We start from the raw sequence: 23,794 nt of genomic DNA on the forward strand, positions 1-23,794 counted from the left end.
CTATTTCACGATAAACGCTCTGTTTTTCACAAACTCAACCATTGCATTGATATCATCTTTCAATACACGGTCGTCTTCCAATTTGTCCACCTTAGATCTGATGATATCAAAGTTCTTTTCGATGATATCCGACAATCTGTTTGGTCTTCTGAATTCAATTGCCTGTGCGGCATACATCAACTCGATTGCAAAAATCTTTTCTAGATTACCAAGAATCTGGTTGAATTTACGTCCAGAGATACTTCCCATAGAAACATGATCTTCCTGTCCTAAAGAAGTTGGAACACTATCAGCTGATGGTGGGAAACACAATGATTTGTTTTCAGTAACCAAAGCCGCTGTAGTATATTGAGGAATCATGAAACCAGAGTTCAATCCTCCACTTGAGGTCAATAAGCGAGGTAAACCATATTTACCTTCCAACAATAAGTAACATCTTCTATCGGCAATATTACCCAATTCCGAAGCTGCCAATGCACAATAATCAATTGCCATTGCCAATGGTTGCCCGTGGAAATTACCACCCGAAATTGCTTCAGTTTCGCTCAATACGATTGGGTTATCGGTAACAGAGTTCATTTCGATTTCTGCCATTTCCTTAACATGAGCAAATGCATTTCTCGAAGCACCATGTACCTGAGGAATACAACGCAATGAATATGGATCCTGAACACGTTCGCAATTGCTGTGAAGTTCAAGATTTTCCGATTCATCAAGCAACATGCGCATGCGCTCTGCTACTTTTATATTTCCCGGGAAAGGACGAATTTGGTGTAGTGCAGATTTGTAAGGAGCTGCACTTCCCATAAAGCCTTCTAAACTCATTGCTCCGGCAACATCTGCAAGGTCTAGCAGATATTCCATTCTGTGCAAACCTTTAATGGTGTGAGCCAAAATGAACTGTGTACCATTAATCAAGCCTAAACCTTCTTTGGCAGCAAGGCTAATTGGTTCCAAGCCATGCTTAGCCAACACCTCTTTGGCAGGAAGAATCTCTTTTCCAACCCAGAATTCACCTTCACCTAATAATGGCAAAAACAAGTGCGACAATGGAGCCAAATCGCCCGATGCTCCTACAGAACCTTGCTCAGGAACAACTGGTAAAATATCATTTTCAATGAAGTATAAAATACGTTCGATAACTTCCAAACGAACCCCTGAAAAACCTTGCGACAAAGCTTGCACTTTACAAATCATCATGATTTTAGACAACTCTTTGCCAATTGGATTACCAACACCAACCGCATGGGTAATAATCAAGTTCTCCTGAAGCTTACTTGTCTCCTCAGGTGAAATTTGAGTATCACAAAGTGGTCCAAAACCAGTGTTTACACCGTAAACAGCTTTATCTGAATTCGCCATAGTCTCAACCTTAGCTCTGCACTCATTTACTTTTGCAATAGCTTCTTCAGTTAAGACAGCTTTTAGCTCACCTCGAGCAATCTGTATTGTTTTATCAACTGTTAGTCGATCTATCCCGTATTTAAACATTGTTCTTGTATTTTATTTATTGCAAATGTAAAAGCTATTTTAATACCCAACAAGACTAGTTTTATCAAGATATAATAACCCACAGTTATCATTCATTAAAAACTTATCAGAATCAAACCTTCTAAAATCCCAATACTTTATATTTTACTTATAATATTAACACCCTATTAACTGCGAATTTACAGGGCTTACTTTTATAAAATCGCACACTTAGCTACAAAGCTGATAACCTATTATTTAAATTTATTTTACTTAATCATAAAATATAATTACTTTAGAAGTTCAATTAATCATATTTGGAATAATTTTTGTTATTACCAGCACTATAAAAACGATAAACAATGAAAACAAAACTCACCTTATTCGTGCTATTACTCATCTGTTTTAATGGCATGGCAAACAAAACCAACTTTAGTTTTTGGACTCAAATCTGGATGGACAACACCAGTTCACAAGAAATTGCACAAGGCAATTACCAACTCACTCTTCACAATCATCACTGGAACTACAAGAATCGTAAACTCTTGCACGATGCATCGCAGGAATATTTGATTCAACTGGAACTTCAGGATGCATTTTATGTTGATCCGGAACTGGAAGATTATTTGTACCAACTGGTACATCAAATTCGATCTAAAGAATTTCCAGAACAGCAAAAGGTTCATTTGAATGTAAAAATGATTAAATCTGTTATTCCGGAAACCTTCTCTTTTGCAAATGGAACCATTATTATTAGTACAGGAATGCTTTCGCTGCTTCAATCGGAAGATGAGTTGATGGCGATTTTAGCCAGGGAAATTGCTCATTTAACCCTCGACCATAATGTAGAAGCGTATTCAGCACTGCAAACAAAGAGAACCATTGCCGGAATTATTGGGGCCGGAGTGTATATTGCCAGTACTGCAAACGCTATGGACAAAGGAGAAAGCTTTTGGGATGCTGAATACCTGGGAAGTTTTGTGGGAGCAGGCTCGGAATTGCTTTCATACGGCGTGTTAAGTGCGCTTGGTGTAGGTTATAACAAAGCAAGAACCTACGAAGCAGATGAAATTGCACAAGAATGGATGATGGAAAACAAGAAAAACCCATATGCTCTTGCCCAGGCAATCAGACGTTTACAATTCTATGAAAATCAGCACAGGGGAACCATTCATGAACTTGCCGAGAATCGTTTCTTTCTAAAAAATCGCTTCGAAAACATTCTAAACAAAAGAAAGTACAAGCTCGTTCCTGGTGGCATAAAGATGACTCTGGTAGATTTAAACTACGATACCAACATTTCGGATTGTTTAAAAACCAATTCAAAACTACTGGTTGCCAATGAATGCTATGCAGAGGCACTGCCATTGTTGGAGCGTTCTATCGGGTCTGAATGGACTTCGGGAGAGTCGTATTTGCTAAAAGCAATTTCTCTTCGTCATACCAAATACAGTCAGGAGGACAATCAAAACATTCTAACAATACTTGATATGGCAGAAAAGAATGCTGTATCAGAATTGCCATGGATCTGGTCGGAAAGAGCCCTGATTCACCTCAGGCTGAATGAAGATCAGTATGCCTTGGAAGCCTTGCTTAGATATGAAGAGTATTTTGCGCAAGATCAATCGGACGACACTTTATGGGCCAAAAGAATGATTGCCAAACTTCAAAAAAGAATCAATTAGAAAAAAGTTATTTTCAGAGAGTCTCATCTAAATATGAGGCTCTCATTTTATAGGGTACTGCTTATTCTAAACTCAAATAATTAATAGCAGTCCAATGAATAGGATAATTAGGGGAACTCGAATCAATAATAATCACGTAAAAACTCCCTCTTGCCTTATATAAAACAACAACTGAAGGAATTTTTTCTTGATAATCAAAAAGAATTTGATGTTCTCCACATCTATTACTAAAGGACATTTTATATATATCGGCAGAAAAACCTTTATAATTAGTTCCTTCAAATCTTTTATGTATTTCTGATCGTTTATCTATGTGTAGCTTAAATCTTTTATTAAAAGAATATCCATATTTTACTTTTACTCTACTTTTTCCCTTTGGATTAAATACTTCTCCAGACCTAATATTAACTTCATCTAAAGTTAATTTTTCATTATAGAAAATATTATCTAAATCAATTTCACCTAAATCTTTAAACTCCCAAATTGTTATTCGATAATCCTTCTTATATCTGATGATAGAACGAACTGATCTTTTCCTAATATTACTATGTCCAATTTCAACATATTTCTCGGCATCCTTTATAAGCCAAGTATACTCCTTCCATTTCTCCCAACTAGAAGAATGAGCATATACCACAATTTCATATGTAAAAAATACAACATATGACATTACTATAGCTATAGCCCCTGAGACTATTATTTTAATTATTTTGTTCATTATGGTCGAAGCTTAATTTTCATAAAGTTATTAAACATACACTATATCCAGCATAATATAAAATAAAAGGTATGATTTGAGCATCCGCTATTTCTAAGGCTGCAAATTCAATCTAGCTCGATACCCTCGCTCAAATGAGGGCATAGAAGCCCATAGTTTTGAACAAAAAAAACCTGCCAGACTCCTGACAGGTTCAACAACAACATAGTAATTCACTAATTAAATCTTAGCATTCACTATATCAACAATTTCTTTTTCGTTCGCCACAGCTTTGTCTACAATCGCTTGTCCTTTAGCGATAATATCTTCAGCCCATGCTTTATCTGTAAGGTCAGCAGCATTGATTTTCACATTCATGAAAGCACCAATTACACCCGAACGAGCAGCCAAAGCACCTACGCCAGCATCGGTAACCGAGTTAGGGTTTCCAATTTCAGCCATTGCTTTACAAACATCCATACAGCCTAAGCAAAGCTCCATAGTTTGGAAAGGAACCATAGTTGCAAACTTGGTAGCCTCTTCCATTGCTTCTGCACGAGCTGCTTTTTCTTCTTCACTTCCTTTTGGCATACGAACCGCATCCATAATTTTGTTGAAGGCATTGGTATCTTCATCAACCAACCAGGTAAGCTTGGTGTGGTATTCTTTTCCTTTTTCAGCCCAATCAGAGAACTCTTCCCAACGCTCATCCCAACCTGGTTTGTGAGCAGAAAGGTTAGCTACCATTGAACCAAGAGCTGCACCCATAGCACCCATATAAGCAGAGATTGATCCTCCACCCGGAGCCATAGATTCAGAAGCGGTTTCTTCTACGAACTCAGTCAGGTTTAGATCAACCAATTTCTTCTGACCTTTTTTCGCTTCATTCTCAAGGATATATTCGATAATCTTCTTATCAGCATCGAATGGGTATAACTCATCCAAGCCTAAAGATTTTACTGCAATCTTAATGATTTCGCGATCGGCAATACCCGTAGAACGACCTTGCATACGTAGGTAATGCTTTCCTGCATCCAACATTGCTTTCAATGGTACAACACCTACCAACTCCGATCCTGTTACACGGATACCACGAGCCTGAGCTTTTGCACACACTTCATCAAATGCTTTATGGATAGAAGTTACCGAGATATCAGTCATATTCATTGAGATCTGAGCCACTCCGAATTCTTCAATAAACCACCCAATTGCCTTGGTTGCTTTCAAAGTACCAGGGATCATTACTGGTTTACCGTTCTCATCTTTTACAATTTTACCTGTGATAGGATGTCCTTCACGCTTGGTACGACCTCGCTCGCGTACGTCGAATGCAATTGCATTGGCACGACGAGTAGAAGTAGTATTTAAGTTGAAGTTATATGCAATTAAGAAGTTACGAGCACCAACAGCAGTAACACCCGACTTGGCTACAGCATCAGTAAAAGCTGCTGGCCCAAAATCTGGTTTCCACTCTTCTGTTCCGATTCTTTCCTTAACAGCTTCGTATTCTCCTTCGCGACAAACTGCAAGGTTCTTACGTTCTGGCTTACGAGCAGCATGCTCATAACAATACACAGGTACACCAGCTTCTTCACCAATACGCTGAGCCAATTTGTGCGCATACTCAACTGTTTCTTCCATTGTAATGTTCGCAACCGGAACCAACGGACAAACATCAGTAGCACCAAAACGAGGGTGAGCACCTGAATGCTTACTCATATCGATTAATTCAGCTGCTTTTTTTACAGCACGAAAAGCTGCTTCACAAACCTCATCAGGAGTTCCAACCATGGTAACTACAGTACGGTTGGTAGCTTTTCCCGGATCAACGTCAATCAGGCTTACGCCTTCAACAGATTCAATTTCGTTTGTAATCTGCTTAATGATATTCATGTCGTTCCCTTCAGAAAAATTAGGAACACATTCGATTAATTGCTTCATATTGATTTAGATCTAAATTTGTTGCTTAAATTATCCTATATACTTTTCTCGAGTAATCGTAATAGAATTTCTAATTGTGTAAAGTTATCACTAAGTTTGATACCTAACAATACTATTTAATTTAGGGATTCATAACTATGAGTTATCAAACAGAATTTAGACATTTTAGGTATTTTTTGGCTTTGGCAGAGGATTTACATTTTCGTAAAGCTTCGGAACGCTTGTTTATTTCTCAACCTGGTTTGAGTCGACAAATCAAGCAAATGGAGGAAGCCCTGGGCATAAACCTGTTTGAAAGGCACAACCGAAAGGTAAAGCTTACCAAGGCCGGCGAATACATGCAAAGAGAGCTGATTAATAATTTTCAGCGTTTGGATGATATCATTTCTCATGCAAGGCTTTTAAACGACGGAATGGATGGTAATTTAAAACTTGGTTATGTGGGTTCAGCCATGCAATTGGTAATTCCTGATCTTCTTTTGAAATTTAAAGAGGAGCATCCTAATGTTTTGTTCGATATCAACGAAATGGATAACAACAAGCAAATTAAGGCCCTGTTAAAACAGGAAATTGATGTTGGTTTTGTGAGAATGGAACGTGTGCCAAGAGGTTTGAATATTCTTCCTCTTTTCGAGGATACATTTTCGTTAGTGCTTCCGGCTGAGCACAAAGTAGATTCCGGCAATTTTAAAGGCTTATCGCAATTTAAAGATGAACCCTTCATCCTATTCGATTCCTCCTACAGTCAATCTTACTACGAAAAAGTAATGCAAATTTTTGATGATGCAGGTTTTGCTCCTATCATTTCGCACAATACGGTGAATGCGAGTTCTATTTTTAGGCTAATTGAGAACAATTTTGGAGCTTCCATTGTTCCAACCTCACTAAAATTGGGCTATGACATGAAAATTAAATTCATAGAACTGGATAAAATTCCACAGCGAACCACCTTGAAATTGATTTGGAACAGCGTAAATACCAATCCACTTTTAGAGAACTTCCTGAACATTGCCGAAAATGTTGATTTTAAATAAAAAAAAGACTGCAAACATGATATAACATGTCTGCAGTCTTATCTCAACATCACTACTTTTTGTGATTAAACAAATCTCAAAATCTCATCAACCTCTTTTCTTGGAGTGGCTTTCGGACTTTCATCCGGGTAACCATAAACAATCATTGCTGCTACAGTTTCTTCTTCGGGAAGACCAATAATTTCTGAAATGGCCTTATCATTAATTACACCCATAATGGTCGTACCAACGCCTTTTGCATGAGCCGCCAAACAGAAAGTCTGACAGGCAATACCTGCATCAAACACTTCCCAAGAGTTTGCACTTCCATCGTAATTAAACTCACCATCTTCCAACTCAAGCTTTTCAATTTTACCACTCTTTCCTTTCACAAAACTCAGGATCGCAACATTTTTGGCATTCGCAAGCGTTCCAATATTATACACAAAGTCATTTACGCCATCGTGCTTTAATTTGGCAATCGCTTCAGGATCATTTACCATAGTGTATCGCGCTACCTGATAATTGCCCCAGGAAGGTGCCCAGCGAGCATGCGAAATAATCTCTTTCATCGTTTCCTGATCAACAATCTCATCCTTAAATTTCCTTACGCTTCTGCGCTCTTCAATCATTTTTATTGCGTCCATTTCGTTCTGTTTTTTATATGATTTGGAATTGATAATTTCTAAAAGCTTTACCCACCAAAGCTAGCCTGTAATCTTGATTAAGCTATTGTAGGTCCAGGGGTTAAAATTGTACGATTATTGGATGTACTTAGATAGAATGACGCAATGGCACGCTATCCAAAACAAGATCATCTGTATCGGAAATTACATAGTCTACACGATCGATGGCCGATTGTTTGTCTTTTGGAAGCTGAGCATCAAAACTAACAGTATTGATAATGTGGATTCCCATATAATAGGTAGGCACATCTACCAGTTCCAAAGTTTTCTTTTGTTCTTCCAAAACCTCACGTTCTGTAGCCAGTTCAAAATTGCCTTCGGCGATATCTTTTGCCAACTTCGTACCTTCGTTCGGACTTAAAGTGGTTGGAACAATTCCCAATGGTTTGACTGTATTAATCAATTTTGCATTGGCTTCTGCATTTTCAATTCCTCTTCCTTTACCAGCTGCTCCAAACATAAATCCATAAAAGAAAGTAATGCCTGCCCTATTTAAACGTTCCAATTGCTCATAGGCATCTTGTAAAGAAGCACCTTTATTCAGATAATCAAGCGCATCTTCCAATCCTGTTTCAACACCAACCCACAAATCGCCAATTCCCAATTTGGCCAAGTCAGCCAGTTCCTCATCTGTTTTGCCCATGATATTATTAATGGATGCATACATGGTAATAATCTCAACCTCGGGCAGGTATTTGTGAATCATTTCGGCTACCGCTTTTAAGCGTCTCCCCGAGAGCACAAAGGCATCACCATTCACCAAAAATACTCGTTTCACCTTCGGATATTTCTCCTGGGCTTCCTGCAAATCCTTTTCGACCTGCTCCATTTTATCGACCGAGAATTTTACATCTCGATACATGGTACAAAATGTACATTTGTTATGAGCACAACCTACGGTTACCTGAAGTAGTAAAGTATTCGCCTCGTATGGAGGTCTGTAAACTGGTCCTGTGTAATTCATTTTCTTACAATTTTATTCACGCTATTCATTCATTTACAATACAAAGTTAGAAAGCTCAAGCTCAGGCTTACTGTAAGAAAATTGGATAGAATTGTATCTTTAATGGCTTAAAGAGCAATATAACTTTCAACTTAGCGATTTTTCACCCCAAAAATGCTTACACATCGCACTTTACAACCTAAACAACCAATAATTATACAATCTAAAATCAGAAAGGATTCCTCCCAATGCTTTTTCATTATCAACTTATGGGAACAGTATTTTGTTATGATAGAACTCGAATTATTGGTACCACAAAAGGAATAAATTGTACAAATATTGGTTTTTGCTACAAATCAGCCCCTTTAAGCTTTTGTTAACACTCTTTTCTGCCTCATATTACGTATATTGCGTTCAAACAAACCAATTTGAATACAATGCATACAGAAAGAGCAAACAAATTATTCGAAATACATATTGAAGAATTATCGACCTGGGGAAAGCGCCCGCACAAGCACAATTTTTTTGAGATCGTGTATGTAGAAAAAGGTTCTGGCTACCAATGTATCAACAATCATGAATTTCAATATCATGAAGGGAATATTTTCCTGCTTCCTCCACTCGATTGTCATTCTTTTAAAATTGAAGAAGAGTCGCGCTTTTATTTTATTCGCTTTACCGATCATTACTTCCTGAAGAACGATGGCCTTACCAATTACAAAGATTGGTTCGACAAGGTTGCCTATATTTTAGCCAATTACAATAAAGTACCAGGCGATATTATTACCACAACACGCGAAAGAAATTTTATCATCGACAATATCAAATCTATCTACCAGGAGTATTTATCGGCCGATAGCTATTCCGATTCTATTATTGCAGGATCTATTGCCTCCATACTAAATGTTCTGGCCCGAAGTATCGAGAAGAGATATGTTGACCAGGCCAATGAAATCGATAATCGTTTTGGTGAGATTTTGAGGTATATCAACACCAATATTTTTGATGGTGAAAAGCTGAGAGTACCAAAACTGGCCGATAAATTTGGCATTTCAAAATCCTATTTTTCAGAATATTTTAAGAAACAAGCCGGAATTAGTTTGGCCGATTACATTATCAAATCCAAACTGAGAATTGTGGAGACCAAAGTGCTGCACACCGACCTGTCATTAAAAGAAATTGCCTACCAGTTGAATTTTACCGATAGCAGTCACCTGTCGAGATCTTTCAAGAAAATTTATGGTATGACTGTGAAAGAGTTTAAAAACGGAGGTCATACCCAGTGTGCTCCCCAAATTTAATTCAAGATGAACGAATCAATACATCCCGATGGCTGCCTATACTTTGCGGCAAACTCACTCGCACGCCATTTGAACAACCTGGCCGAAAATGCATTTAAATTTACTTGCATTACTCCTGCCTATGCTTTTGTAATGCTCGAAATTTTGAAAGATCCAGGATTAGGACAGAACGAACTTGCCAGGCGGGTAAATGTAAAAGCCTCTACCATGACTCGATTTGTAGATAAGCTCATCGAAAAACAATTGATTAAGCGTACAACCGAAGGCAGAAGTGTAAAGATTTTCCCAACAAAAGAAGGTGAAGATTTTAAGCCAATTATCGAGCAGGCGCTCACTATTTTACATGATTCTTACTGCGACTTGCTTGGTAAAGATCTTGCCATGAACATGACAGATCAACTTCAGGACATCAACCATATCCTTGAAAAATAAGTCGTTCAGAAGCTAAAGATCTATATAAATTACACCAAAACAAGCTTATTGTGAGCCAGTAACCATCTTTTGGTCACTGTGTCCAGCTCTTCATTTTTAATCGAAACCTGGTAGTCCAGATCACTGATGATTTCGTTTGAAAACCGAAGTGAGTCCAATAAGCGAAGTTGATCTTCAGAAAACAAATGTTTCCGATCCTCCCGAAGTAAAAGCACTGCCCTATCGACAGGTCCCAAAAGTCCTTTGGGATCTTTCAACTCCCGGATGTTATACAGATGCTGCAAAAAATTCGGCTTCCATAAAGGAACTACAACCCACTCCTTATTTGCGAAGGCCCGCTCCATAGCAGTATAACAACACTCCTCGGTTCCTGTAAAAAAACGATATCCTGTTTTACTTAAGCCATACAAATTCATGATTTTCACGGATGATCGGCTAATTCCAGCTCCAGGGCAAACCCCCTGAATGGCTGGCCTCATTTTTTCAGCGACATTTTTTTTGTGAAGATCCGCAATTTCAGACACCTCTTCTTCAGGCACATAATCTGGCACCGCCCAAATTGAGTAAGGTTCATAAAATAAACCCAACTCCAGAATGGACACATCCTTTTCTAGCTCTGCTTTATATTTTCCATCGCTAAATGGCAGCCAGGCCGATGTTAACATATCAAGCTCACCATATCGAAGCTTGTCAAAGTTATCCTGATGTGGAGAGTACACTCGATTTACCTCGAAACCCATACTCCTCAACACATTGGTTAATAAAGACGCTGTTACCCTATGAAAAGAGAGATCCGTCACCCCTATTGTGATTAACTTATTATACCTTAGCCGCATGAGTCGATTTCCTTGTCTGTCCGTAGAGTTTTTATTGAAATTATCCTATCATTTTTTGTGTCAATTCAATCAGGTCAGCAAGAATGACTTGGTCGTAAGCATCAGGATGAGCCATTGCAAACGAAGCTCTGTCATTATCGAAATACTTTCCAGATACATCAGAAAATTCATCAGATACACCCAAGGCAATTAAAATATCAGCTCCTTTTTCGGCAGGAGACCAATATTGACCATAGGCTTCGTTTGCCATTTTTGTATTCAACAAGGATCCTGGATTCACAGCAACAACCATCAATTCAGGCACTTCCCGGGCCATATAAAAACTCCACATTGTAAAAGCCAACTTACTTTGTGCATAAGCATCGCTTACGCCAATACTTTCCTCACCTTTTAAAGCTTCAAATGAGATAGATGACTGCGCTGCCGAGCTTAAATTCACTACTCTAGCTTGCTCTGATTTCTTCAATAATGGCAACAATTCGTTGGTAAACAAAACCTGTGCAAAATAATTTACTACGAATCTCAACTCTAAGCCATTTTTGTTATGCGATTCCGGACTATGAAATACGCCAGCATTATTAATTAATACATCAAGCTTTGATAGATCACTATTCACTTGCTGAGTCATCTGTTTTACCGCTTCAAGATCAGAAAAATCAGCTACAAAACCTTTCACACTCTTGTTTCCTGTTGCAGATATTATTTCAGATATCACTGCATCCAGCTTATTCTTATTTCTACCATGCAAATACACTTCATGACCATCCGCAGCCAGTTTTGTTGCAGTTAATTTTCCAATACCATCGGTACTTCCTGTTATTAAAATCGTCTTTTTCATGTCTATCTATTTTAAGCATTGTCTAAGCAATCTCTACTTTTTTGATTTTAAGCACATGCATTATGGCCCTCAAAATCATCAAAACAGTAAATTTTTCTTTTGTGAAATCAATTTGAATTACGGATGCCGGTACACCAGCAATCACATCAAAAAATTTGTGGTTGACCTCCTCCACCTCGCCAAAGGATACAATTTCACCAGTCTTTTTATCAAAGATATCCTTCAGTAAGGAATGATAGAATAATACTTTTTGATCATGCTGCAACAAGCACTCCTTGCCCATAACCAACTCTTCTACGTAATAAATCGAAATCTCAACTTCATCATCCTTAGGCAGATCACCTTTAAAAAAGCGATCGCATACATATTTATAGCCAGCACCCAGGCTAAGCCTTTCTTTTTTGCCTCCATTTTGGAAGTCAAATATCAATTGATCCTCTTCCAGTTTAATTTCATTTACAACTGAACTATTCGTACTTATCATCGCTCAAATTCTTTCTATTCCTTTTCCTCTGATAGGATATGCACAAAATTACAGACATTAGAAGATACTATTATTGTAAGCTAATCCCTTAAAATTGTATTTTAAAGGGTTAGAAATACAAATCATTAATCAATAAATGTTTCCTTAACGTGCAGGGTATCCATATATTCCTTTATCACACTGATCTTTCCATTGGTAAACTCAAAGAGGAAATGATATGGGTTATTATAGACTCTACCATTATTCAACACACCATAGGATTCATATTCAGCAGCCACTCGATTCCCTTCGGCGGTCCATGCAATTGGTTTCAAATGCAAACCTTTTGGAATAGCGCTTTTCACCATCACAATCAGTTCTGCAATTCCATCTTTGTCCATTGTTCCTGAAATTGGTAATTCTCCTTTCAACCCCATGGCTCTCCACTGCACATCATCATGCAAGAAAGATAAAGCCGCTTCTGCATCGGCAGCTGAAAACTTTTCAAAAAAGTCTATTACAACCTGTTTGTTATTCTCTTTTTTCATTACGAATCATTTTATTGGGATGCGATATCAAATCACATCCCAAATTTTAATTTTTTTATTCCTTACTTAACATCTTGAATGCCCACAACCAAATCATTCCAGTTGTGCTGATTATTCATGTCGAACTGAGCACCATTTTCATCTGCGTAAGCAAATCGTTTAATTGCAGGAGTTTGGCTTGTAGCCTGGTACAATTGATATGCCTCTTCTTTTAGAGCTTCATGTATTGGCAAATCGATTGAGGCATGTACTGCACGTTTGGTAGCTTCAATTGATGCAGAAGGGAATTTCGATATTCTCTCTGCCAGCTCTTGTACAAAAGGGCCAATCTCATCAGCTTCAAATGCTCTGTTTACCAAACCATAATTGGCTGCCTGATCGGCATCAATATCCCTTGCAGATAAGGTAATTTCCAAAGCTTTTCCCAATCCTGTTAAACGGGCCAAACGAGAAGCACCGCCACCACATGGCAAAATTCCCATACCTACTTCCATTTGCATGAATTTGGCTTTTCCGCGAACTGCAAAACGCATGTCCAAAGCCTGTGCAAATTCACTTCCTCCTCCACGGGCATAGCCTTCAATTTTAGCAATCGTTGCTTGTGGTAACTCACTAATACGCTGAAGTACTTTTTGAAGATATAGCAACTCTACTTCCTCTCTTGACACTACAACAGTTGACATTTCTTTTAGGAAATTGGTATCGGCGTGAGCAACAAAAATATCTGGATTCGCCGACTGGAATACCACAACTTTAATGGAACGATCGTTTTCCAACTCTTCTGCCAATGCATTTAAATCGTTCAACATTGGAATTCCTTGAATGTTTACCGGTGGATAATCAAAAGTTACCCATGCTTGTCCATCTTTAATCTCTACTTTAAAAGTTTCGTAACCTATTGTTTTCATCTCTTTTTTATTTTCTGTTATACACTAATTTTAAATCGCTTACACTCTTCGAAGATTGATAATACAAATGTAGAGTATGAGAAACATAGAGGCACTGTACCAAAAGCAGCATGAATTGTATTTTTACTGGTTGCATATACAACTACCAAGTACAATACAGTCAAAATTCAACTTATTTCCTTTACAACCACCCATTTCACATCAAAAAAACCAATTTAAATACATTTTAATGATGAGTATTTCAATTTGTCTTTACATTTTCATTGCTGATAAAAAAAGGTGGCACAAAAAAAAGCCTGTCAGCTCTAAAAGCTAACAGGCCATAAACAATAAAACCAAACAGTCAGGATTTTATCTAAGCCATTCAACAACTTCTTCCATTGGGAAACGAGATTGTGGAAATGGAGAATCCTCCTTTTTGTAACCAAATGCTACCATAGCAGCAACTCCAAGCTTATGGGTATCAACAACACCTTCTTCAGCTAAAATTGCTTCTACTTTTGCTCGGTCAAATCCTTCAATCGGACAAGAGTCAATTCCAATTTGAGCCGCTGCAGTCATCATATTTGCGAATGGCAAATACACTTGTTTACATGCCCAATCGAAAATCTTACGATCATCGGTCAAATCAAATTCATTCTCCATAAAATTTTTGAAGAAATCATTTTTCATCTGTTCGATATCCGCCGGCAACTTATCAACCACTTGCGATTTGTATTTTAGGTAATCCGAGCCCACTCTCATTTCATCGCCTTTGCGAGCCAATAATATTACAAAGTGACTTGCCGAAGCCAGTTGCTTTTGTGCACCCCAACTTGGTTCCGATAATTTCTCGCGTAAATCACTATTTTGTACCACAACAAATTTCCATGGCTCCCATCCAAACGAACTTGGAGAGCGTCTTCCTACTTCAAGAATAAATTCAAAATCTTCATCTTTAATTTTTTGTTCTGGTTCGAACTCTTTAATGGCACGGCGATATGCATGTGCTTTTAAAATTTCTTCTTTTTTTGCTTGCATCATTTTATATTTTTCAATTATATCTTGTTTTTATTATAATCAGGCATTACTCACTTGCGTGATGTGGATACTGCTAAATCCCGACAATACAAAACTATATAATCGGTAATGTCGGATTGTTGTAATCAAATCGTATAGAATTGTATTCATAAAGGTTGTACATACAATCGTATTTTGCTTCAAAATCCCTTAAATAACTGATTACTACAAAAATATGTGATCACCCCAGATGAGAATTATAGCAATGATCAGGAAAAAGATCATTACAAAATAACAGCCAAACTTAGTTGCCTGCGGTGGTCGCGGACGAAAATCCGTCAGGTCGCATTTTTTAAAATTTTGTCGTACCATTTGTTTCTCGAAGCGTACAAGGATACTATTCCTCGATAATTTCAATCTTTTCTGCCAAAATACTTACCACTCGCACATAATCCTTGCCCGACTTCTGCATTTTATCTCGTAAACTCTTCACTTCGGCAGCCGATAAACTATCTGCAACACCCGTTTCCTGTTTGCGTTTTACCCAATCTTTATCCAGACATGGAGTATGATCGATATGGCATAAAAGGGTCTTTTCTCTTGCGATCTCATCAACAAAAGCTCTTTCAATTTTTTCACACTCTACTCTGCCTGTTAACTTTAGCTTTTTATGCTTGAGTTTGGCATTAAATTGCACCAGGATATTGTCCGGCACCACTTTCACAATAGAACCATTGGCTGATTTAAGCTTTAGTTTCTTTTCCTCTGCTCCACAAAAATGAACGGCTAATCCTTCTGTTTCAATCCGCTTGCCTTCAAAATATTCCACATCCTCAATCAATTGGTCCAATGCAACAACATCCACTTTCTCTTCTTTGCAAGATAAGAGTCCCAATATTATTATTGGAATCAGGAAAAAACGCTTATTCATCTTTATTTATTTTTAAAGTTTTCGACATACGATTTGGGTATAAATGCAATATTCGCCCTAATTTCTTCCCGATAGGTTAGCAATTCGGGAAACTGATAGAAAAAGGAAATTTTTTGATTTTTGATATCGCTTTTTAATGGCTGATCCGAAAGCACAAAAAAGGTCCAGGATTCTGCAATATCTTCTTCAGGGCTTTCTGCGGCATAATCTGTTACAAACTCATCTGAATGGTCCAGGTAAAACTGGTACAACCTGTCAGCCAATTTTTCCTGATTTCTTTTCTCACAAATTCTGTCCCATTGTCGTAAAAGTTTTCCTTCCCAGAATTCCTCCACAAATAAATTCAGGTAACTCCCTTTAATGGCATAACCTTCATCCGTTAAATATCCCCGGTCAGGATCTTGTATTTCATCATCGCTCAATTCAATTTGCATCGAGTTTAAGCTAAGCAAGTGCCCAAATTCATGTATTAATGTGTGGGTATAGTCCAGAATTTCTATGGAATCCCTGCTAAAGATGTTCATATCGGCAGTATCTAAATCTACCTGCCAGAAATCAACTGTTTCATCCATCTGATTCATTCCTCCCAAATCCTCATTTCTACCATCCGAGAACAATCGTAAAGACACTACATATTTCTTTAGCAAATCATTGGGTAAGATTGAACAAACTGCCTCCCAATATTGAAAGCCCAGTGTATCGATTTTTGAATTGGGGCTTTCAATCCTTCCATTTTCTATCTTCCAAACACCAACCTGCTGGGCATTCACCATTTGCAAAAGACAAGGCCATATGGCAATCAGGAATAGGATTTTTTTCATTTAAACGAGTTTTTAATGTGGTCACTTTAGGTAAACCTGATAATCTTCAATTTTTTGTTCCAATCTCCGATGTAAGTACTCATTTTTATCAAATAGCTCCTCACAAATCATTAGCGCTTCCTTTCTGTAGGCCAACATCTTATCCTTGGTCCAATGCCCAGGTGGTTCCTGGAGGTTGGTAATTCGATCGGCCAATTTCACCATTCCCACCTCCTTCTCTAACTGATTAATGCGATTCAAACTATCCATCATTTGCTCTTGCTTCGTCGAAAGCTGTTCATTTTTAGTTAATGCCAGCACTCCTTTTGCAACACGATCGCCAAAAGCTTCGCTAAGTTCTTCCAGTTTCGTATCGGTATCCTCCAGTGTATCATGCAATATGGCGAGCTGCACTGCAAAATCAAGATCAAAGGTATTGGCTGCAGCATAAGCCATTAAAATTTCCATGGCTACATTGGAAATATGCAGCAAGTAGTTTGAGTTAGTTCCCGGAACTTGCTGGTTCTTATGCTTTTCTCCAGCAAATTTTATTGCTTTCTGATAGATCTCCTGTGTCATGCGCTCTGTTTTAGTTGATAATTTTTACTGCCCACCATGATGAACAAACGAAACAACAACATTCATTATGTTTTGGATGTGAATTTATAAACAATAAATTTTAATCAAAAAATTTTTATCAGAATTGAGCATCCGAATTTAAAATGTTCACGCAACCTCTTTCACTTTACAGCATCATTAGAATAAATGCCGGATAAACAACAAGAGCAAAACGTATTTAGGTACTATTTTTGTTGTTTTTAGGCCAATAACTCTAAATACTGATGTGATGAAGAAATGGATTTTTATTTTATTGTTGGGATTATTTACGGGTTGTTTGGATGATAATGATAACGAAATCATTTATCACACACACGACAACAGTGTTGTTTTATTACAGGTAAATTATACCGATTATGTGTTTGAAGGTGGAATTGAGTTGTTCCTGCATTCGGAATTTAACGATGCAGATACCATTCCCATTAGCGTTGATTATGTACCTCCTGGAGATTTTGGAAGTATTGCATTGTACTACGAACCAATAGAAGAGTTGATTTTTGAAGGTACCATTGTATGGTCAGGATCTGGTAAGAGATCTTTCCCGGATAGAATTTACCACCCAAATAACTTCTTGTATCTGGATGAAGAAATTGAAAAACCTGAAGATGAAAGGTTTCAAATCATATTTCCTGAAGAAGGAGTTGAGTATCCTTTAGATTCGATTTGGAATTCGATCAACGAGCTTTCCATTGTATCACGATATCTGGAAGGTGGCAAAAAAATTGGAGTTTTTCGTTATACGCCAAGTGTCGGAATTGGTGATCCGAATGAATGGAATTGGTATGTGATTATGAACACAATACCAGACTAACCACTAACTATGAATGAAAGGAGATGAGTACTTCACTTGTCTCCTTTTTACATTTCCAGTTCGGCGCAAAAAAAGGCGCAAAATCTCGCGCCCGTAATTTCATATTTCAACACCAGTAAAGCAGTTTACACACAGTAAAATAATCATTATTACAGATCACTCTTTACTGATAACTGTTCAACGTTATTTAACTGTTTTCTTCATAATTGCAATATAAGACCAGTTCAGGTCTCTCAACTTCATCGCTTCTTCGATTTCACGTTGCGTGTCAGCATCCACATTAAACACCTCGTTTCTGCCATAAGCATCGAAATAGTGAAGGTAACCATCGAACATGTCAAAGGTCATGTGAGTCATTCTTACATTGCTTCCCGAAGGCATCAGCACTCGCGTTAAGCTCCAATGGCTCATCGTTTTTGCATCTACCCTTTTCTGATGAATTGGCAGGAATAATTCTGTTTCAGCTTTTTCATACTCATCAAATTTGCCTTCTGCAGCTTCCATAAAATTCATTCTCATTACCGTTCCAACATCCATTTTAAAATCATCTTCGGTAGCAACAACAACCTTCATAAACACTCTTTTACTGAGTTCACGAGATTTCACCGTCTCTTTCAGCTCTGCCTTTAAATCCTCGTCAGACATTTCAGGGTAAGCCTTTTTAGCAGCAGCAAAGGTATCTCCATTTGCCATCGCCTTTACCGGATCATCATAGATGGTAACTGTAAGGTACTGATAACCTTGTTCACTACCACCAGGCTTTAGAGACCATAAATCCCAACCCAATATTTCTCCACTTTTTAATCTTTCTTCGTGAATCTTTTCAAAAAAAGTTTCGGTTTCCCAATAATCCAGCTCCATATCGTCTGAAACCTTCATAAAATCGAAAACCAGAAATCTCTCCTGCTGAGCCATGCCAACACTGCATAACAAAGCAAACGTAACCAATAGCAATATTTTTCTCATTTCAGCAAGTATTTAGTGAATAATACTTAAGTTACAGCTTTTTCTTCCGGGAAACAATTCCATTTTGGTAAACCCCGTAAATTATCAGAGTAAGCAAAAATTCTTTCTCTTTATTATCCATATCAGACGAAATATTCTTGATCTGGAAAGATTGCCATCAAATGAAAAGGTTTGCGCTCGTAAAGTCTTGATATTTCGCAAAAACTTGACCTAAAATTCAAATGGAGATTGCATATAAATTGTATCTTTAAAAGTGTTTCACACCTTCGAATATTCAATCCATAAGATTAGAAAATGATCAATCAACCGGAAATTGTAAAAAGCGATCCTCAACTAAGGCCATTTCAATCGATAATCGAAAATCGATTGGGAAGAATGGTAGAAAAGTCTAATGAATTGTCAAAAACCAATTTATCTGACTTTGCGAATGGATACCGCTATTATGGTTTACACCAAAACGAGGAAAATTGGATCTTTAGAGAATGGGCTCCCAATGCCACCAATATTTACCTTATTGGTGATTTCAATAACTGGAGAGAATCAAAAGAATATGAATTCGAGAAAATGGAAAATGGAAATTTCGAATTGATAATCGATAAAAGTAAAATTCCATGTCAAGTCCTATACAAACTTTCGGTACATTGGGAAGGTGGACAAGGAGAAAGAATTCCTGTATGGACCAATCGCGTGGTTCAGGATGAAGAAACCAAATTGTTTTCGGCCCAAATTTGGCAGACTGAAAGTGATTATAAGTGGAAAAATGATAAAAAGAGAACCAAAGTAGATAACCCGCTGGTTTACGAGGCTCATATTGGCATGGCTACCGAAAAAGAAGCAGTTGGAACCTACAATGAATTCAGGGAATGGGTACTTCCCCGTATCAAGAAAGCAGGTTACAATGTAATTCAATTGATGGCCATACAAGAGCATCCTTACTATGGATCTTTCGGATATCATGTCTCCAGTCTGTTTGCCGCATCTTCTCGTTTTGGAACACCGGAGGAACTCAAGCAATTGGTTGATGAAGCCCATGCCATGGATATTATGGTGATAATGGACCTTGTACATTCTCACGCCGTAAAAAATGAATTGGAAGGCCTTGGCCTATTCGATGGTTCGCCTTACCAGTTTTTTCATACCGATGAAAGAAGAGAGCACAGCGCATGGGATTCTCTTTGCTACAATTATGGCAAAAACGAAGTAATTCACCTCCTCTTATCAAATATTAAATATTGGTTGGAAGAGTATCATTTCGATGGCTACAGGTTCGATGGTGTAACCAGTATGTTGTATAAAGATCATGGTTTATCGCGAGATTTTACCGGCTACGAAATGTACTTTGACGGCGAACAGGATGAAGATGCCATTTGCTACCTGGCTTTGGCAAACAAACTTATGAAGGAGGTCAATCCCAACTCTATCAGCATTGCAGAAGAGATGAGTGGTTACCCTGGATTGGCCAGTCCAATTGAAATGGGCGGCATTGGTTTCGATTTCCGCCTGGCCATGGGAACACCCGATTATTGGATCAAATTGATTAAGGAAAAGAACGATGAGGATTGGAACGTTGGGAACATCTTTTATGAATTATCAAATAAAAGAGAAGAAGAACAAACCATTAGCTATGCAGAATCGCACGACCAGGCATTGGTTGGCGACAAAACCATCATTTTCCGTTTACTTGATAAGGAAATGTACTGGAACATGGACAAACAAAGCAGGAGTCTTGTGATTGATCGTGGAATTGCCTTGCACAAATTGATTCGACTGATGACTTTTTCCTGCGCCGGAAACGGATATTTGAACTTTATGGGAAACGAATTTGGACATCCCGAATGGATCGATTTTCCAAGAGAAGGGAACGACTGGTCGTACAAACATGCACGCAGACAATGGAGCTTGTTGGATCATCCAGACTTGAGGTTTGAGCATTTAAATGCCTTCGACAAAGCCATGATCGTTCTGCAGCATGATCAATCTTTCCTGTCGGATACAAGCATAGCCTGTCTTGCTGCAAATGAAGAAGACCAGGTTTTGGCAATTCAAAGAAAAGACCTGGTTTTTGTTTTCAATCTACACCCATCAGAATCTTATACCTTTTATGGAATTCCTGTAAAAGCTGGAAAATATGAGATCATATTAGATTCGGACGCTGAGGAATTTGGCGGTTTTAATCGAGTTGATAATCAACAACAATATTATTCAAAACCAGAAGTTCAATTATCGCAAAAACACAGGCTATACTTATACCTTCCCAGCAGAACAGCATTGGTTTTCAAGCACATTCCGCCCAAAAGTATTTTTTAAATCATGACAAAAGAGAAAATTATTATATACCAGTTATTGCCCAGGTTGTTTGGCAATAAAAACACAAATCTTGTTCTGAATGGTTCAAGAGTTGAGAATGGCAGCGGTAAATTCAGCGACATCACTCACAAAGCCCTTAGGGAGATAAAAAAAATGGGTGTCAACCACATTTGGTATACTGGTATTATTGAACATGCCATTGCCGAAGGATATCCTGAACATGGTATTTTAAAAGGAAACCCTTTGGTGATTAAAGGAAAAGCCGGTTCGCCCTACGCCATTGCAGATTACTATGATGTTAATCCCGATTTGTCAGACAATGTGAATGAGCGAATGGAGGAATTTCAGGAGCTGGTATCACGAACCCATCAAAATGGCATGAAAGCAATTATCGACTTTGTGCCCAACCATTTGGCCCGCGAGTACAAATCGGACAAAAATCCTAAAGGCACAAAAGATTTTGGTGAAGTGGATGATAAAAACAAGTCATTTTCTGCCACGAACAATTACTACTATCTGCCAAATGAGGAGCTGAAATTACCACAGGAACTTCAAGATAAGTTCCCAAATCAGCAGTATACCGAAAATCCTGCCAAAGCAACGGGAAACGATCAATTTTCGGCCTATCCCAATTCTAACGACTGGTACGAAACCGTAAAACTTAATTATGGTATCGACTATCTGAATGGTCATGCCAAACATTTCGATCCCATTCCCGACACCTGGCATAAAATGAAAGACATTCTGCTCTATTGGGCACAAAAAGGAGTAGATGGCTTTCGTTGTGATATGGCAGAAATGGTTCCCGTAGAATTTTGGAATTGGGCAATTGGTGAACTAAAACATGAATTTCCTGATATCCTATTTATCGCCGAGGTATACAACCCTCAACTTTACGAAAGTTATATCAGGCAAGGAAAGTTTGATTATTTGTACGATAAGGTAGGCTTGTACGATACTTTAAAAGCCGTAATTCGAAATGAACAGCCCGCCCGAAATATTTCAAATTGCTGGCAAGCCTTGAATGGCCTGGATCAACACATGCTTCGATTTTTAGAAAATCATGACGAACAACGTATTGCTTCACGCTTTTTCTCGGGAGAAACACAAAAGGCAATTCCTGCCATGATGGTTTCAACCTGCCTGCACAAAGGTCCGGCAATGATTTATTTTGGACAGGAAGTTGGTGAACCGGCTGTTGGAGAATCAGGCTTTAGCGGCGACGATGGCAGAACTACCATTTTTGATTATTGGAACGTGCCTGAACACCAGAAATGGATGAATGGAGGTGCTTTCGACGAAGGCTTACTTTCTGCTTCACAAATTAATTTGAGAAAATCTTATGCCGAATTGTTGCAATTAGGACAAGAGCCTGCCATTAGCACAGGAGAATTCTATGATATCATGTGGCAGAATACCAATATGAATTCGTTTAATTCCGACCGTATTTATGCATTTCTTCGCCATACAAAAAATCAAAAATTACTTATCATTTGTAATTTCGATTCTCAAACTCAATTCCCTCATGTTGTTATTCCATCTCATGCATTGGAAGTTATGCAAATTCCAAGGCCAATTAAAATCTCCTTAACGGATAAACTAAGTTCATACGCCACAACAATTGGTACCGAAGAATTGATAAATCAAGGTGTAAAATTGGAAATAAGTGCTTACAATTCATTAATTTTAGAATTGAAGTACTAAAACCCAAACAACATGAAAACCTTACATTGGAAAAAAGGCCTGTTTAGCTGTACCTACAAAATCTATTCGGGCAATGAACAAATAGGATCGCTTTGCAACAGAAGTTTCTCAAAAAACAGTGAAGCCGAAATGAATGGTAAGAAATACACTTTTCGAACCAAAGGTTTTTTTAAGCAATCAACCGAAGTGTATACTGAATCTGGCGAGCTTGTAGGCGAAATTCAGTACAACTCCTGGATGACCAAGGCTCAAATCAGCCTGAATTCTAAATATTACTATTGGAAATACAATACCATGTGGAATACCAAATGGATTATGGAAGGTGAAGACCAAACTCAAATTAAGTCATGTACCAATTCTTTTAGTGGTGATATTGATACCAATACCGATAATGAATTGGCAATTCTTTCGGGATTGTATGTTACCAATTACTATATGCAAATGACCGTAGCGGTTATGGTGGCTGTATTTATTCCAATTTTTACAAGTACGATGCAGTAATCTTGAATTAAAACCTCAGGAATTAAAGGAAATCTTGAATTAAGCACACTTTAAAATTACAAAATAGGAGAACACAACGGTCAAAACTCAGTTCTCCTCTATATTCTTACGCCCTTTTAAGCACTCCTTTTCAGGTTTCAATTCTTATCTTTATTGATTATAAACAACGAGTCACTCCTACTTCTAAATATAGGCTGTTCAACAGGATACTATGAAATACAATCACCACTGCATTTTATTATCATTTCATTTTTAGATACTTATACGAACACTACTTATTATCCAACGATACAATTGTTAAGGTTTGTTAAAACATTAGGTTAAGATGTTAATTTTTTAATTTTACTTAAATTTTCCACTAATATTTTAGTTACATTTAAAGTGATTTTGATTATT

23 protein-coding genes are annotated in these 23,794 nt (G+C 37.8%); 8 read left to right on the forward strand and 15 right to left on the reverse strand.

Going from position 1 to position 23,794, the window contains the following annotated elements; genetic code table 11:
• A complete protein-coding gene (gene hutH / locus ELS83_RS10005) occupies positions 1–1,491 on the reverse strand; it encodes a histidine ammonia-lyase (RefSeq protein WP_171595430.1) in 1,491 nt (496 codons plus the stop codon).
• 341 nt (positions 1,492–1,832) lie between these two features.
• On the opposite strand from hutH, the gene ELS83_RS10010 reads away from it, so the two are divergent.
• Positions 1,833–3,155 carry a M48 family metalloprotease gene (locus ELS83_RS10010; RefSeq protein WP_171595431.1) on the forward strand — a complete coding sequence of 441 codons (1,323 nt, stop codon included), beginning with the start codon at positions 1,833–1,835 and terminating at the stop codon, positions 3,153–3,155.
• Between the two features lie 61 nt (positions 3,156–3,216).
• Here the strand turns inward: ELS83_RS10010 and ELS83_RS10015 are convergent, their stop codons facing one another.
• Positions 3,217–3,873 (reverse strand): hypothetical protein, encoded by a 657-nt coding sequence (locus tag ELS83_RS10015; RefSeq protein ID WP_171595432.1) that lies wholly within the window; start codon positions 3,871–3,873, stop codon positions 3,217–3,219.
• A gap of 219 nt (positions 3,874–4,092) precedes the next feature.
• Positions 4,093–5,793, reverse strand: a complete 1,701-nt coding sequence (ftcD, locus tag ELS83_RS10020) for a glutamate formimidoyltransferase (RefSeq protein ID WP_171595433.1) — start codon at positions 5,791–5,793, stop codon at positions 4,093–4,095.
• A gap of 137 nt (positions 5,794–5,930) precedes the next feature.
• Between ftcD and ELS83_RS10025 the strand changes: the two genes are divergently transcribed.
• A complete protein-coding gene (locus ELS83_RS10025) occupies positions 5,931–6,827 on the forward strand; it encodes a LysR family transcriptional regulator (protein ID WP_171595434.1) in 897 nt (298 codons plus the stop codon).
• 65 nt (positions 6,828–6,892) lie between these two features.
• On the opposite strand, the gene ELS83_RS10030 is transcribed toward ELS83_RS10025, so the two are convergent.
• Both ELS83_RS10030 and ELS83_RS10035 read right to left on the reverse strand, forming a co-directional pair.
• Positions 6,893–7,453 carry a nitroreductase family protein gene (locus tag ELS83_RS10030; protein WP_171595435.1) on the reverse strand — a complete coding sequence of 187 codons (561 nt, stop codon included), beginning with the start codon at positions 7,451–7,453 and terminating at the stop codon, positions 6,893–6,895.
• 127 nt (positions 7,454–7,580) lie between these two features.
• On the reverse strand, positions 7,581–8,456 hold the full coding sequence (locus ELS83_RS10035; RefSeq protein ID WP_171595436.1) for a radical SAM protein: 876 nt from the start codon (positions 8,454–8,456) through the stop codon (positions 7,581–7,583).
• A gap of 416 nt (positions 8,457–8,872) precedes the next feature.
• Between ELS83_RS10035 and ELS83_RS10040 the strand changes: the two genes are divergently transcribed.
• On the forward strand, positions 8,873–9,736 hold the full coding sequence (locus tag ELS83_RS10040) for an AraC family transcriptional regulator (RefSeq protein ID WP_171595437.1): 864 nt from the start codon (positions 8,873–8,875) through the stop codon (positions 9,734–9,736).
• A 6-nt stretch (positions 9,737–9,742) separates the two neighbouring features.
• Positions 9,743–10,168, forward strand: coding sequence for a MarR family winged helix-turn-helix transcriptional regulator (locus tag ELS83_RS10045; RefSeq protein WP_171595438.1), 426 nt, complete (start codon positions 9,743–9,745; stop codon positions 10,166–10,168).
• Between the two features lie 29 nt (positions 10,169–10,197).
• Here ELS83_RS10045 and ELS83_RS10050 read toward each other — a convergent pair whose 3' ends face one another.
• From ELS83_RS10050 to ELS83_RS10090, 9 genes are all read right to left on the reverse strand, one after another.
• On the reverse strand, positions 10,198–11,004 hold the full coding sequence (locus ELS83_RS10050; protein ID WP_171595439.1) for a glycine betaine ABC transporter substrate-binding protein: 807 nt from the start codon (positions 11,002–11,004) through the stop codon (positions 10,198–10,200).
• A 40-nt stretch (positions 11,005–11,044) separates the two neighbouring features.
• Positions 11,045–11,842, reverse strand: a complete 798-nt coding sequence (locus ELS83_RS10055) for an SDR family NAD(P)-dependent oxidoreductase (protein ID WP_171595440.1) — start codon at positions 11,840–11,842, stop codon at positions 11,045–11,047.
• 22 nt (positions 11,843–11,864) lie between these two features.
• Positions 11,865–12,326, reverse strand: coding sequence for a hypothetical protein (locus ELS83_RS10060; RefSeq protein ID WP_171595441.1), 462 nt, complete (start codon positions 12,324–12,326; stop codon positions 11,865–11,867).
• 125 nt (positions 12,327–12,451) lie between these two features.
• Positions 12,452–12,853, reverse strand: a complete 402-nt coding sequence (locus ELS83_RS10065; RefSeq protein ID WP_171595442.1) for a nuclear transport factor 2 family protein — start codon at positions 12,851–12,853, stop codon at positions 12,452–12,454.
• Between the two features lie 62 nt (positions 12,854–12,915).
• On the reverse strand, positions 12,916–13,761 hold the full coding sequence (locus ELS83_RS10070) for an enoyl-CoA hydratase/isomerase family protein (RefSeq protein ID WP_171595443.1): 846 nt from the start codon (positions 13,759–13,761) through the stop codon (positions 12,916–12,918).
• Between the two features lie 351 nt (positions 13,762–14,112).
• Entirely contained in the window at positions 14,113–14,784 is a 672-nt protein-coding gene (locus tag ELS83_RS10075) for an NAD(P)H-dependent oxidoreductase (RefSeq protein WP_216616474.1), read from the reverse strand.
• A 373-nt stretch (positions 14,785–15,157) separates the two neighbouring features.
• Positions 15,158–15,691: a hypothetical protein gene (locus ELS83_RS10080; RefSeq protein WP_171595444.1), complete on the reverse strand. Its 534-nt coding sequence runs from the start codon at positions 15,689–15,691 to the stop codon at positions 15,158–15,160.
• A 2-nt stretch (positions 15,692–15,693) separates the two neighbouring features.
• The gene (locus ELS83_RS10085; protein WP_171595445.1) at positions 15,694–16,512 is read right to left on the reverse strand and encodes a hypothetical protein; all 819 of its coding nucleotides are present in this window, start codon (positions 16,510–16,512) and stop codon (positions 15,694–15,696) included.
• A 21-nt stretch (positions 16,513–16,533) separates the two neighbouring features.
• Positions 16,534–17,070, reverse strand: a complete 537-nt coding sequence (locus ELS83_RS10090; RefSeq protein WP_171595446.1) for an HD domain-containing protein — start codon at positions 17,068–17,070, stop codon at positions 16,534–16,536.
• A gap of 268 nt (positions 17,071–17,338) precedes the next feature.
• On the opposite strand from ELS83_RS10090, the gene ELS83_RS10095 reads away from it, so the two are divergent.
• A complete protein-coding gene (locus ELS83_RS10095; protein WP_171595447.1) occupies positions 17,339–17,920 on the forward strand; it encodes a hypothetical protein in 582 nt (193 codons plus the stop codon).
• Positions 17,921–18,103: 183 nt separating this feature from the next.
• Here ELS83_RS10095 and ELS83_RS10100 read toward each other — a convergent pair whose 3' ends face one another.
• Positions 18,104–18,886: a hypothetical protein gene (locus ELS83_RS10100; RefSeq protein ID WP_171595448.1), complete on the reverse strand. Its 783-nt coding sequence runs from the start codon at positions 18,884–18,886 to the stop codon at positions 18,104–18,106.
• Positions 18,887–19,180: 294 nt separating this feature from the next.
• On the opposite strand from ELS83_RS10100, the gene ELS83_RS10105 reads away from it, so the two are divergent.
• The 3 genes from ELS83_RS10105 to ELS83_RS10115 are packed head-to-tail and all read left to right on the forward strand — an operon-like array spanning position 19,181 to position 23,398.
• A complete protein-coding gene (locus ELS83_RS10105) occupies positions 19,181–21,193 on the forward strand; it encodes an alpha amylase C-terminal domain-containing protein (protein ID WP_171595449.1) in 2,013 nt (670 codons plus the stop codon).
• A gap of 3 nt (positions 21,194–21,196) precedes the next feature.
• Positions 21,197–22,897, forward strand: a complete 1,701-nt coding sequence (locus ELS83_RS10110; protein ID WP_216616476.1) for an alpha-amylase family glycosyl hydrolase — start codon at positions 21,197–21,199, stop codon at positions 22,895–22,897.
• 12 nt (positions 22,898–22,909) lie between these two features.
• Entirely contained in the window at positions 22,910–23,398 is a 489-nt protein-coding gene (locus tag ELS83_RS10115) for a hypothetical protein (RefSeq protein WP_171595450.1), read from the forward strand.
• Positions 23,399–23,794: the final 396 nt, after the last annotated feature.

Source organism: Marinifilum caeruleilacunae (genome assembly GCF_013141825.1).
In the GTDB taxonomy this organism is placed as follows: domain Bacteria; phylum Bacteroidota; class Bacteroidia; order Bacteroidales; family Marinifilaceae; genus Marinifilum; species Marinifilum caeruleilacunae.